This window comes from Acinetobacter sp. ANC 5045, assembly GCF_004331005.1.
Taxonomy (GTDB): Bacteria; Pseudomonadota; Gammaproteobacteria; order Pseudomonadales; family Moraxellaceae; genus Acinetobacter; species Acinetobacter towneri.
In genome coordinates, this window is sequence record NZ_SJNS01000011.1 from 19,850 (window position 1) to 33,939 (window position 14,090).

The window sequence follows — 14,090 nt, forward strand, 5'->3', positions numbered from 1 at the left end:
TAGTTGCATGAAGCAGAAAAGGAACTCTATTTGAGTTCCTTTTCTATTTTACAACGGAGAAAATTGCGTTTAGATCGTCAAATTTTCTTGAATGTATTGCAAATTAGGCACATGAAAGACCTGCTCACCCATACGGACATATTGGAATACCGCAGGATCAGTCGTGGTTTGTTGGTCATCATCCACTACTTCAGAAATACGCAAGCGCAGTGTTTTAGGCATTTCATTGCACATCAAAGCAAAACGCTGCTCCATTTCATCACCTTCAATGACCAGTGCCACGCCCATTTTTTTCTCTGGGTCATTGACTGCATAAACAGGCAATTGCGATTCGTGCCATTCCACAGTTTTAACTTGAGTGCCGTTATCCAGCGCTGACAACACAATATTTTGAGGTATCAGCATCGGTTGTTTACCATGACATTCAACAATATAAGCATCAATAAAACCGGTAGATACGGTAATTAAATGTTGCAGCTCTTGCTGACTGATTTGCCCGAGTAAATTTGGACTATTCGTCTGACTCATCGTTTACCCCTGACTGACTGCTAATAATTGTTCAATATTGGCAAGCAATTCTGCCTCTTGGAACGGTTTCCCCATGTAGTGCGTCACACCCAAGCTAAACGCTCGTTCGCGGTGTTTTTCACCTGTACGTGACGTAATCATGATGATCGGCAGATTGCTATGCATGTCGTGGTGGCGCACAAGGTTAGTCACCTCAAAACCATCCATACGTGGCATTTCAATATCCAGTAACATCAAGTCAGGTTTGACGTTTTCAAGCTGCTCCATGGCATCGACACCATCTTTAGCAGTCACGATATCATAACCTTGACGCTCAAGCAGACGTGAAGTTACTTTACGTACGGTGACTGAGTCATCCACAATCATAATTAAGCGGCGTGTATCACGACGTTGGCTATCACGTTGATCGCTGGCTTGTTTAGTACGTTGCGTTGCAAGAATTTGACGGGCAATGTTCTGACCATCCAAAATCAAACAAACTTGACCATCACCCAAAATAGTTGCGCCTGCAATTGCACCAATGCTTGAGAACTGTTGTCCAATTGGTTTCACAACAATTTGACCACGCGAACCAATCAACTGATCGACTAGTAAAGCAATGGTTTGACCTGTGCTGCCTTTAATTAACAGAACAGGTAGTGAATGACCCACATGGCTTAAACGCGGTAATGGCTGATTGCCAACGAACTCAGATAAGTAACGTAACTTGTAGTTCTGGTTGTCAATTTGGAAGAAATCTTCATTGCTGTTGAAGTAAGATTCCAAAGTGGTTGGTGCAATACGTACAATACGGTCAATTTGCGCCAACGGTACAGCAAATTGTTGATCACCAACTTTAACCATTAAGGCATCGGATACCGCAACCGTCGTTGGTACACGAATACTAAAGGTTGTGCCTTGACCTAATGTTGAATCTACAGAAACGTGACCGCCGAGCGCCTTAATCTCACTTTGCACCACGTCTAAACCAACGCCACGACCTGAAATTTGTGTAACCGATTGTGCTGTTGTAAAGCCTGGGTGGAAAATGTATTGCAGAATTTCGTTTTTATCTAAATTCTGATCGGCTTTGATTAAACCTAAGCTCAATGCTTTTTCTTTAATCTTGGCATCATCAATACCCTTACCATCATCCACAAAAGTCACCATAACATCTGTGCCTTGGCGAGTAATGTTCAGTTCAATTTTACCAACTTCAGGTTTATTGGCTGCAGCACGTTGTGCAGGGTCTTCAATACCATGGTCGACCGCATTACGCAGCATGTGTTCAAACGGTGTCACCAAACGCTCTAGAATGGTACGGTCTAATTCACCTTCAGTGTTATAAACCACCAATTCTGTTGGACGGTTTAAGGTCGATGAAGTCTGACGCACAATACGTTGTAAACGTGGCAATAAACGTGAGAATGGTACAAGGCGTGTGCGCATCAAGCTTTCTTGAATTTCGGCCTGAATACGTGATTGTTGTAATAACAAACCTTCAGCATCACGAATTTTTTCAGCCAAGGTGCTCTTAAAGTCCACCAAGTCCGATGCAGATTCCGCCAGAGATTTAGACAACTGATTCAACGATGAATATTGGTCCATCTCTAATGGGTCAAAGTCTGCATAACGTGAGTTTTCAGAACCGTGCTTGGCAATAATTTGCGATTCCAGCTCGCCTTCCATTCGACGTAACTGATCGGCAAGACGTTTAATCGCCAATTCCATCTCATTCAACGTACCGCCCAGTTGCCCAAGCTCCATTTCAATACGTGAACGGTTAATCGAGTTCTCGCCTGACAAGTCAATCATCTTCTCGACTAAATCGGCAGAGATACGAATCATCTCATTGCTATTATCAAGCTGTGTGGTTTCGCCCCACTCACCCGACATTGCAGGTGGCTCTGTACCATCACCCTGAACAAACTCATAACTACGGCTTGGCGATAACAAGTCGGTATGCGTTAAACGCTCGGGCAATTGCGCAGATACATCTACAAACTGCATCGCCGACAAGCTAGATTTTAAGCTGTCATAATTGCTGTAATCTGCTTTGAAAATTGCATCACGCAACCATGCCAACGTGGTTTGCAACAAGGCATCATAAACATTTGAGTTAAATTGATGCACTGCAAACTGTTCAAAGGCACTTTCAAGTTGATAGGCGATTTGCGCAACAGACTCAATTTCAGCCATACGTGCACCGCCTTTTAAGCTGTGCGCCGCACGTTGTAATTGAAGCAAGATACTTCGGTCACTACGCTGTTCAAACCATTGTTTCAAGCGCTGATCTGCAGCATCCAAAATTTCTTCCGCTTCTTCTCTGAAAGTCTCAACCACAATTGAATGTAATTGCTCATCTTCAGATTCAGCACTTGCTTCAAGACTTACAGTTTCTGTGATCGGCTCAAATGCCGCAGCAGCAGCGTCTTCAAAATGTGCATCATCAGCAATAACTGCGTCATCTTCAGCTAAATCTGCAGTTGTATCTTGCAACGCTTCTACCGCCAACTCAGGCTGTGCATCAACCTCTTCTACTGCCTCAATAGTCTGTTCAGGCTGCGCTGCGGTTGTCGCACTTGCAACTGACACATCTGCATCGCCTTGTGCCAAGCTAACAATGTTGCCTAAAATTGCAATCGACTCTGGCGCAGCATAGTCCACACGCTCATCACGAATGGTCTGAATACGGTCTGCAATATCATCTTGCACCAAACGAATAATTTGAATTAACGCAGGTGAAACAACAATTTGGTTGTTAATGATACGCTCGTAAATCGACTCAAGGTTGTGTGCAATTAAACCAATATGCGTCGCAGAAATCATATTTGCACCACCTTTTAAAGTGTGCAAATAACGCATTAAGTTATTTAACGCCGAAGTATCGCTGGCGTCTTTTGACCAAGTATTAACATCTTCATCCATACCCACCAAAAGCTCTTCTGCTTCTTCCAAGAAGATATCCAGCAAGTCAGGATCGAAGTCTTTGTTGGCATCATCGGCATGCATGTTTTGTTGATCTGATGCAATACGTTGTGACAATTGTGCCAAATTCACAGTGCCCGAACTTTCGCCAGTAACTGCAACTGGTGCCGCTTCAGGTTCTGCAACAACTGTTGTTTCCACAGCATTGTTGCTCTCTGATGTTTCAGCATCTTCAAGTGCAATTGCATCAATGTCTTGCTGCACAAATGCAGTTAAGTCATTTAAGGTTTTCTGAATGTCTTCTGTAACCGTAACACGCTGTCCCGCAGCCAAGGTATCGAATAAATGAATAAACTCTTGGTGCGCCTGTGCAAATAACTCATAACCATATTCAGAGTTAAGCAAGATTGGCTTGGCTAAAACACTGTCGTAAGCGGCTTTAAGTTCTTCAGTAAATTGATGGATACCCACAGACGCACGGTTATCGGTATGCTCTACCAATAATTGTGCTTGTGCGCTGAGTTCTTCTAAATAGCTTGGGAATTGCGCTTGCGCCAATTTATCAAATTCAAATTCGGCATCAAGTAAACGATCAATATTCAGTTCGATTAGCTTCGATACTAAACCTTGAGGATTAGAGTCTTCCGTATCGCTGGTGCTAAACCCATAGCTATCCCATGCTTTATTAAAAGTTGCGTAGATAACATCTAAACCATCACAGTGACCTTGACGAAGCACATGCAGATAATCACGGACAAATTCTGCATATTGCACCAACAGCGCAGTTTCTTTAGAGGTGGATTCAATTTCATCTTGCACAAATGTTTTAAACAAGTTTTCAACTTTAGAACTGGCTTGAAAAACTTGATCAATTTGCGCCATAGACGAACTGCCGCGCAGTGTATGTAAAGCACGAATTAAGCCATTATAGTCATGTGAGTGAATCTGATCTTGCGCCAAGAACTGATCAATTGTTGCTAAATGCTCTTCAGCTTCTTCCACAAAAATAGCCAGAGTTTCAGCCAATAGGCTTGCATCAGCAGCCTCTTCTTGTGCAACTTCTGTCTGCGGCATTTCTTCAGCAGTTATTACATCTTCAGATGATTCAACTGCTGCGACAGCTGCTGTTTCAACTGCAGCATCCGCCAATTCTAGCCCTGTCAGTATATCAGTTGCAGTCAGTTGATCCGCTAGAACTAGCAACTCTTCCAGTGCAGGTTCAGGACTTTGGTTTTGCTGTAATTGTTGTCCTAAAAGCACCAATGGGCGTAAATCAAGATCAATTAAACCGACTTGCTTAAAAATTGGATAAAGCTTGTATTGATAAATATTTAAAACAGTTTTTGCGTATTTTTGAATATCAGTATTGAGTGTTACCGCACCCGAAAGCACACGGTTTAAAGTATCTTCAACCGTCCATGCCAACTCGCCCGCAGACTTCGCACCCACCATGCGACCCGAGCCTTTTAAAGTGTGAAAGTGACGACGAATAGTTACTAAAGTTTCTTGATCTGTTGGGTTCGCAAACCAAGTTGTAAATAATGGATTTAATTCTTCGAAGATTTCTTCAATTTCTTCGACAAAAATTTCAAGAATTTCCGCATCTTGCTCAAGATAACTATCTTCAGGAAGCGTCATTGTTTCGACTAAATTTTTTAATATTTCTTTCATAGCTAAGGCTTCTTACGTTTTCAGCACCAAAAGGCACTTCAACTTAATTGTAACCATCCTGAATGCCCCTAACCCAAAAGTTAAGTTCATCTTTGCGATGCTTTATCTCTGAATGATGGTGTACCCATAACAGTGTATAGGTACACCTTTCCTCAAGCTGGAATCCCGCTTATTCAGGTAGTTTAAAGTCAGTTACAGATTCACGTAATGATTCTGCCATGTTGGCCAACTCAGATACCGAACGTGCAGTATCGAAAGTTGCACTGGTCGTTTGCGAGGTAATTTCCTGTACAACGTTCATCGTGGTTGCAATGTGACCTGCAGAAGCAGACTGAAGTTTTGCAGCGTCCGAAATGTTAGAAATCAATTTCGCAAGGTTGGTTGATACCGTTTGAATTTCATCCAGTGCAACACCCGCATCCTTAGATAAGTTCGCACCACGTACAACTTCCGATGTGGTTTGTTCCATCGAAATTACGGCTTCGTTGGTATCAGTCTGAATGGTTTTAACCAGTGTTTCAATCTGTTTAGTTGCAGATGCTGAACGTTCCGCTAGACGCTGTACCTCGTCGGCTACGACTGCGAAACCACGACCTGCTTCACCCGCCATAGACGCCTGAATTGCTGCGTTTAATGCCAAAATGTTAGTTTGGTCGGCAATATCGTTAATCAAGGCAACGATGTTACCAATCTCTTGTGAAGATTCACCCAAACGCTTAATACGCTTAGAGGTTTCTTGAATCTGCTCACGAATGATATCCATACCTTCAATTGAACGGTTTACAACGTCTGCACCATTCGATGCAATATGTACTGAACGTTCTGCTACCGCTGCTGATTCTTCAGCGTTGGCAGATACTTGGTCAATTGACATTGCCATTTCGTTAATTGCGGCAGATGCACCTGCAATTTCTTGCGCCTGATGCTCAGATGCTTCAGCAAGCTGGTTGGTAATGTTCTGTGTGGTTGCCGTATATTGTGCAACTTCGTGCGATGTTTCGTGAATACGCGATACAAGGTCACGTAATTGGTCAATTGCGAAGTTAATCGAGTCGGCAATGGCACCCGTGAAGTCTTCCGATACTGTTGCGTATGAACGTAAGTCACCATCCGCAAGGTCGGCAATCTCATCAAGTAAACGTAAAATCGCGTTCTGGTTACGGTCATATTCATCTTGTAGACGAACCACGCGAGTTTTATCGGCTTCACCACGTAAGTTCAAGAGTTTGAATACACAGAATAAGAACGCAAGTAATGCTGCAATTAAGCCAATTGCAGGAATTGCAATAGACCAACCTGAACCGCTAGACAATTTATTTAAATTGGTTAAAAGCTTATCTGACTGATCAAAAATAGAAGATGATGCCTGACGTACTTTTACAATTTGTGTTGAGTTATTTAAAACTGTTGCAGCAGCAGATTTCAATACATCTTCATATTCTGCTTGAATACCTTCTAATGAACTACGTAAATCTTCTTGAGTAATACGTTGTACACCAAGTTCCACACTACCATTTAACTGTGCTGCCAAGTAAGCACCAAACGTTTCGGTATCGGCACTAAAGTCATCTGCAGATTCACGTGAACTGTCTGTACCTGTTAATACAGAACTGATTGAACGTAAAATACGTTCTGCAATGAATACTTGGTTCTTTGCAATAACCACCTGGCTACTTGGCATGTCTTGACGTGCCATTTGGTCAACCATCAAGTTATATTCAGCCTGAATACCCGGAATGGTTTCACCAATTGCAATGTTGGTGTCATAGAGTTGGTTAATGATTTTTTGTTGCGAAGCAATCAAATCAATATTTTCAGAAACCGATTTCCACTGTGTTTCCACTTCACGCAGTGTATCTGTGCTGGCATGAATATCCTTCACTGTTTCTAAGTTTGCAGCAAAGGCTTTTTGTGAATCTGTTAAGTTTTTAATAGATTCAGGCGTACCTGATGCAGTCGCTTCGGTTGCTTGACGTGAAATGGTTTGTGACAACAGACGTAAATCACCCAAACTACGGGTAAAATCGTTATTACGCGGCACGCTATAAAAAAGGTATAACAACAGGAAAAGCGATAAGATGATACAAAAAGCTGCGCCTAAAATAAGTGGCTTAGATTTTTCTGTTTCGCCAAATACACTCGCAAACTCTTCTGTTCGCGCCTGTAATTTTGCAAAAAAACCTGGACCACTTGCTTTACGGACGGTTTCTTCGCCTGAATTTTTCTTTTTAAGTTTAAAGCCCATGCAGCTTCTCCCCGATTGACGCCTTCATTTTTTAGGTGCGCGACAGTTAATTTATAAATTTTATAGATGCGTTCATGTATTTTGGGTTTTGCAATAAACGACTAAATAAGAAAACATGCCATTGTTGGTTATGTTGGTGAAAATACCCCTGACAATATTCTTGTAAATTACTATCTAAATCATTGTGTTTAGAAAAGAAACTTTTCTTATTAAAGTGCTGTATACCCAAAACTTGATCTACAACTAAACCGACATAATGGTCATTATGACTAATACACATTACTTTTTGAGTAGGTGAATATTGGCTGCTTTGCCCAGAAACATAATGTGCCAAATCTGAAACTGAAAGTAATCTTCCGCGAATATTCGCTAAACCTACTACCCAAGGTTGGGTATTTGGCACTGGCGTATATTTCGGTGGATAAATAACCTCAGAAACTTCTCCTAATGGAGCAACGAAATATTGCCCCATCATCTCAAAAGCAATGCCTGACCAGCGGTTTACCTCATTTTCGGTACTAACGTAGTTTTTGTTTCCACGTTTAGATAACCGAAGCAATTCAATAAAACCATTTGCAGCCATAGCTTATCCTGCATTAAGGTGTTGATTAATCACATCAATTAATTGTTTTTCGTCAACAGGCTTAGTTAAGTAATCGCTTGCACCTTGGCGTTTTCCCCAAACACGATCAGTTGCCTGATCTTTGGTACTCACAATTACAATTGGAATGTGTTTGGTGGTGTCACCACGCGAAATTTGACGTGTTGCCTGAAAGCCATTCACGCCTGGCATAACCACATCCATTAATACTAAATCTGGTAATTCAGCTTGCGCCATGGTCACGCCATCTGCACCATTCGCTGCTTCAATGACTTCAAAACCATGCTTGGTCAAGATTTCTCTGAAGCGGAATGTTTCTGTAGGTGAATCATCTACAATAAGAATACGAGCCATTATTTTCCCCAATAAATCTAACTAACTAATAATTATGCTGTCACGTGGTTACGAATGGCGTTTAATAATTCATCTTTACTAAATGGTTTAGTCAGATACTCATCAGAACCCACGACACGTCCTTTAGCTTGGTCAAATAAACCATCTTTACTTGATAGCATAATGACAGGAATGTTTTGGTAGTTTTGCGAGTTTTTAATTAAGGCACACGTTTGGTAACCATCTAGGCGTGGCATCATAATATCTACGAATACGATATCTGGATTTGATTCTGCAATTTTGGATAAAGCTTCAAATCCATCAACTGCGGTAACCACTTCACAACCTTCACGCTGTAGAAGTGTTTCAGCTGTACGGCGAATGGTTTTTGAATCATCAATCACCATGACTTTTAGATTTTGGAATTTATCGTCCATTCAATGACCCTTCCCATTTTTGTTTGTACAAGCAACTGAGTAGAAAAATTTTACACATTGGTCGTATTTTTAACATATCTTTACTTGTAGTTTCAATGAACATATTTAGTGTAAAGCTACACTTTTACACCATTATCACCAAACCGCTCACACTTTCGTGTGACCATTGATATTTTTTTATCGGTTGTATTTTTTTAATTCCTAATTTTGATCTAATATAACACTATTATTACGTGTAATTTAAGTAATTTAGTCAACTTTATTGTGGGGGACAACGTGAGCACTTTTTTTGCAAAATCACTCGCTGTAAAATTAAAACAAAATAAGCAGTCACTCAAATTGGGCATGCTTGCGTTACTGCTATTGCCCTCTGCCCCACTCATGGCTGACAGCCAGAACAAAGCGGTGTGGTATCGCTATTATGATCAACATGGCGTTGCAAATATTAGTAGTAATGTGACACCTAATCATATTCGTCATGGTTATGAAGCATTAGACCGTAACATGCAAGTAATTCAGCGCGCACGTCCATACAACACCGAAACGGATATTAAAAAAGCCCCACAACGTGCTGCTCAAGCGTATCAAATGGAATCTGATCAGCGTTTGAAAAACGCCTATACCAATAGTCAAACTGCAATCACCAAACGTAATAACGCTTTAGCGCATATTAAAAAGCAAATTATTTTCCAACAAGAACAACTCAAACAGTTGCAAAACGACCGTATTACTTTTAAACGTCAAGAAATGGAATATTTACGCAAGGTCAAACCTGTGCCTGCACAACTAAAAACCAATTTGGACAATAACTTAAAAAACATCGAGCTTAAAAAAGATATGATTCAATCTTTACAAACAAGCTATCGAAATACACAAGCAGAATACGACAGAATTATTACTCGCTTAAAAGCACTTGAATAGTTGATTTGAATTACCTTGTCATTTTGGCAATCAATAAGGACAAATATGCATGCACATTGCACAGCGTATCGCAGTTAGGTTTAATCGGCAGCATTTACCCATTTTTCGTATCGGTGCAATCGGTTTATGTATTTTGCTGAGTGCCTGCCAAAAAACAGAAACTGAAAATAAAACAACAGTATCAGAAAAAATTGAACTCATTCAGCAAGATTTAGTGACACCACAACAAGGCAGCGCAATCAGTAAAACTGCCTTTACAGGCACAGTGCGTGCTGTGAATCAAAGCAGTATTCAAGCACAGGTGACTGCCACAGCAACCTCAGTCTATGTCAAAGTGGGAGATAGCGTACAACGTGGTCAAACCTTGCTACGCTTAAATAATCAGGATAATGCTGCGCGTTTAGCACAAGCTCGCGCCAATTTAGCTGCAACGCAAGCGCAAGCCAACCAAGCCCGCAACATGATGCAACGAAAAAAACGTTTGCTCGATCAGGGTTTTATTTCACAAGTGGAATATGAGCAAAGTCAGTTAGATTATCGTGCGCAAATGGAAAATGTACGCGCCCAACAAGCCAATGTCGATATTGCACTAAAAGCCGATCAAGATGGCACGATTACCAGTCCAATTCATGGTGTCATTACCCAACGTCAAGTTGAGCCTGGGCAAACTGTGGCTGCAGGACAAACCTTATTTGAAGTCGTCGATCCGAACCAATTAGAAATTCAAGCGAAATTACCAAGCGACTTACAAGCCGCACTCAAAATTGGTCAAAAAATTGAATATCAACTCCAAGGGCAAGCAAACACATTTAATGCACAAATTAGCCGCGTTTCCCCAGTGGCAGATTTAGCCAGTCGTCAAATTGAGTTTTTTGCAACCCCGCTTGATCGTCTTCCCTCTTTAAGTATTGGGGCATTTGTGGATGGTTATATTTTAGCGAACACGACAATTTCAGGGCAAATCATCCCACTCAATACCATTCACGATATCCAAAACAAACCTTATGTTTGGGTGATTCGAGATCAAAAAATTGCCCGCGTGGATATCACAGTTTTAGAACAGCGCTATAGTGACAATACTGCTGTGATTCAAGGCTTACAGAGCAGTGATCTAGTCAGTCGAGTGGTGTTCAACCCCGATCAAATTCAGCAGCAGGTAATCATTCAAAATAACCCTCAATAAATTGAATTTCATCTCAATGCAGTAGTGCAGATGTCCAATAAATAAAAAATCAGGATCGTTGTTATGTGGTTTACCCGAGTTAGCGTCAAGTATCCCGTTTTTACCATCATGATGATGTTTTGTCTAATGGTGCTTGGCTTGGCTTCATGGCAACGTATGGGCGTGGAAGAATTTCCTGACGTCGATTTTCCGTTTGTAGTGGTTTATACCAGTTATCCGGGTGCATCACCTGAAACAGTTGAATCTGAAATCACCAAGAAAATGGAAGATCAGATCAACACCATTTCTGGACTCAAACAACTGGTTTCACAATCCAGTGAAGGGTTATCTACTATTATTGCCGAGTTTAATTTAGATGTTCCTTCGGCAGTGGCGGCACAAGATGTACGCGATAAAATTTCGTCTGTCAGTGCAGGCTTTCGAGATGAAATTCAAGACCCTGTGGTGGAGCGCTACGACCCAACTGCCAATGCAGTCATGTCGATTGTGTTTGAATCCTCACAAATGTCTTTGCGTGATTTAAGTTCCTATTTAGATCAACAAGTTGTACCGCAACTGCGCACTGTGTCTGGTGTCGGAACTGTTAATTTATTGGGTGATGCACAGCGACAAATTCGGATTGAGGTAGATCCACAAAAGTTAATGAGTTTTGGACTGGGTGTGGATCAGGTCATCAACACGCTCAAAGCTGAAAATATTGAAGTACCTGGCGGCACACTCAAACAAGCCAATAGTGAATTGGTGGTCGAAATCCAATCCAAAGTCATTCATCCTCTGGCTTTTGGCGATTTAATTATTGCCAATAAAAATGGTGCGCCAATCTTTTTAAAACAAGTTGCCACAATTCAAGACAGTCAGGCAGAGCTGGAAACCAGTGCATTTTTAAATGGGCAAACTGCGGTTGCTGTCGATATCTTGCGTAGTTCAGACTCTAATGTTATTGAAGTGGTTGATAACACCTACAAAACCTTAGAACGTATTCAGACCCAACTACCTGTAGGCATGACTGCAAAGGTCGTGGTGGATTCTTCTAAAGGGATTCGTGGCAGTATCCGTGATGTAGCGCGCACCATTATTGAGGGTGCGATTCTGGCAGTCCTGATTGTACTGTTGTTTCTTGGTTCATTCCGTTCTACCGCTATTACAGGATTGACCCTGCCAATCGCCCTACTCGGCACACTCACCTTTATTTGGGCATTTGGCTTTACCATCAACATGATGACCTTACTGGCACTCTCGCTCAGTATTGGCTTATTGATTGATGATGCAATTGTGGTTCGTGAAAATATTGTGCGTCATGCCGATATGGGCAAAGACCATGTCAGGGCTGCTTTGGATGGTACTAAAGAAATTGGCTTGGCAGTTTTAGCAACCACCCTAACCATTGTGGCGGTATTTTTACCTGTGGCATTTATGGGCGGAATTATCGGACGCTTTTTCTATCAATTTGGTGTCACAGTCAGTACTGCCGTACTGATTTCCATGTTTGTCAGTTTTACGCTGGATCCAATGCTTTCTGCACACTGGGCAGAAAAAGCAAATCCGAATAAAAAAACTGGACGGGTAAAACGCTTCTTAAACTGGATTTCTAACAAACTCGACAATTTAAGCCATCATTATGAAAAACTTTTAAAATTAGCACTACGATTTCGCGTTATCACCTTATTGATTGCAGTGGGCTCATTATTTGCAGCACTCGGATTATCCAAACTGATTGGTACGGAGTTTGTACCTGTACCCGACAAAGGTGAGATTCGGATTAAATTTGAAACACCTGTGGATGCCTCACTTGAATATTCACAAGCAAAATTAAAACAAGTAGATCAAATCATCCGTCAACACCCTGAAGTTCGCGCGACTTACGGAGCCATTAACAGCGTGACAGATCGCGGGAAAAATCATGTTAACTTGCGTGTAACTGTCAGCCCGCGTAATGAACGTCAACAAACGCTGACCGAACTCAATAACGAATTTCGCCAGCGTCTACAAAGTATTGCAGGCATCACCATTACCTCTGTCGCATCTGCCGATGAAACGGTTTCTGGTGGGCAAAAACCTGTGATGGTGTCTATTAAAGGCCCTGATTTAGCAGAATTACAAAAAATCTCTGACCGCTTTATGACCGAAATTGCTCAGGTGAATGGTATTGTCGATTTAGAAAGCTCGCTAAAAGCTCCTAAACCTACATTAGGTGTTCATATTAACCGTGTCCTTGCCAGCGATTTAGGGCTATCGGTAAATCAAATTGCCAATATTATCCGCCCACTGATTGCGGGGGATGATGTCACCACTTGGCAAGATGAACGTGGCGAAACCTACGATGTCAATGTTCGCCTTACAGAAAACCATCGCAGCTTGCCGAGCGATGTGCAAAATATGTATTTAACTTCACAAAAAACCGATGCCAATGGACAAAATATTTTAGTGCCTCTAGCAAGTGTGGCGAAGTTTGAAGAAAGTTTAGGTGCAGCGCAAATCAACCGCCGTGATTTGGCCCGTGAAGTTTTGGTCGAAGCTAACACTGCTGGACGTCCTGCAGGGGACATTGGTGCCGACATTCAAAAAATTCAGGATAACTTTAAATTACCCGCAGGTTATAGCTTCGACACTCAAGGCGCCAATGCTGACATGGCTGAATCTGCAGGTTATGCACTGACTGCAATTACCCTGTCTATTGTGTTTATTTATATTGTTTTAGGTTCGCAATTCAACAGTTTCATTCACCCCGCAGCAATTATGGCTTCCCTACCTTTATCGTTGATTGGAGTATTCTTGGCACTGTTTATTTTTAACTCGACCATGAACCTGTTTTCTATTATCGGTATTATTATGCTGATGGGATTGGTCACCAAAAATGCGATTTTACTAATTGATTTTATTAAAAAAGCCATGGATCAGGGCGATTCACGTTATGATGCAATTATAGCTGCAGGGAAAACCCGTTTACGCCCTATTTTAATGACCACCAGTGCAATGGTGATGGGGATGGTGCCACTCGCACTTGGCTTGGGTGAAGGCGGCGAACAAAGTGCGCCTATGGCACATGCAGTCATTGGCGGTGTAATTACATCTACCCTACTCACCTTGGTGGTCGTACCTGTCATTTTCACTTATTTAGACGATTTTAAGAATTTTATGTTACGCCAAACACGTAAACTCATTTCTTAAAATCTCACGTAAAATCACACAATCGCTCGGGCTAAATTTTAACACAAGTTTAGCCCGATTTTTATTGTATAATCTGGCTTTGAAAAAAATCCATTT

The 14,090-nt window shown here is 41.6% G+C and carries 9 protein-coding genes; 3 read left to right on the top strand and 6 right to left on the bottom strand.

The window, feature by feature from the left end; all coding sequences use genetic code 11:
• Positions 1-69: 69 nt before the first annotated feature.
• The 6 genes from E0H79_RS09810 to pilG all read right to left on the bottom strand — a co-directional run bounded on the left by E0H79_RS09810 (position 70) and on the right by pilG (position 8,722).
• Positions 70-528, bottom strand: coding sequence for a hypothetical protein (locus E0H79_RS09810; RefSeq protein ID WP_131261505.1), 459 nt, complete (start codon positions 526-528; stop codon positions 70-72).
• Positions 529-531: 3 nt separating this feature from the next.
• On the bottom strand, positions 532-5,106 hold the full coding sequence (locus E0H79_RS09815) for an Hpt domain-containing protein (RefSeq protein WP_131261506.1): 4,575 nt from the start codon (positions 5,104-5,106) through the stop codon (positions 532-534).
• A gap of 169 nt (positions 5,107-5,275) precedes the next feature.
• Positions 5,276-7,351 (bottom strand): methyl-accepting chemotaxis protein, encoded by a 2,076-nt coding sequence (locus E0H79_RS09820; RefSeq protein ID WP_131261507.1) that lies wholly within the window; start codon positions 7,349-7,351, stop codon positions 5,276-5,278.
• Between the two features lie 46 nt (positions 7,352-7,397).
• The gene (locus tag E0H79_RS09825) at positions 7,398-7,934 is read right to left on the bottom strand and encodes a chemotaxis protein CheW (protein ID WP_004975527.1); all 537 of its coding nucleotides are present in this window, start codon (positions 7,932-7,934) and stop codon (positions 7,398-7,400) included.
• 3 nt (positions 7,935-7,937) lie between these two features.
• Positions 7,938-8,306 carry a response regulator gene (locus tag E0H79_RS09830; RefSeq protein WP_004975526.1) on the bottom strand — a complete coding sequence of 123 codons (369 nt, stop codon included), beginning with the start codon at positions 8,304-8,306 and terminating at the stop codon, positions 7,938-7,940.
• Between the two features lie 32 nt (positions 8,307-8,338).
• Positions 8,339-8,722, bottom strand: coding sequence for a twitching motility response regulator PilG (gene pilG, locus E0H79_RS09835; protein ID WP_004975524.1), 384 nt, complete (start codon positions 8,720-8,722; stop codon positions 8,339-8,341).
• Between the two features lie 276 nt (positions 8,723-8,998).
• On the opposite strand from pilG, the gene E0H79_RS09840 reads away from it, so the two are divergent.
• The 3 genes from E0H79_RS09840 to E0H79_RS09850 all read left to right on the top strand — a co-directional run bounded on the left by E0H79_RS09840 (position 8,999) and on the right by E0H79_RS09850 (position 13,994).
• Complete coding sequence (locus tag E0H79_RS09840; RefSeq protein WP_131261508.1) at positions 8,999-9,643, top strand: hypothetical protein; 645 nt, start codon at positions 8,999-9,001, stop codon at positions 9,641-9,643.
• A 49-nt stretch (positions 9,644-9,692) separates the two neighbouring features.
• On the top strand, positions 9,693-10,826 hold the full coding sequence (locus E0H79_RS09845) for an efflux RND transporter periplasmic adaptor subunit (RefSeq protein ID WP_131261509.1): 1,134 nt from the start codon (positions 9,693-9,695) through the stop codon (positions 10,824-10,826).
• A 63-nt stretch (positions 10,827-10,889) separates the two neighbouring features.
• The gene (locus E0H79_RS09850) at positions 10,890-13,994 is read left to right on the top strand and encodes an efflux RND transporter permease subunit (protein WP_131261510.1); all 3,105 of its coding nucleotides are present in this window, start codon (positions 10,890-10,892) and stop codon (positions 13,992-13,994) included.
• The last annotated feature ends 96 nt before the right edge of the window (positions 13,995-14,090 follow it).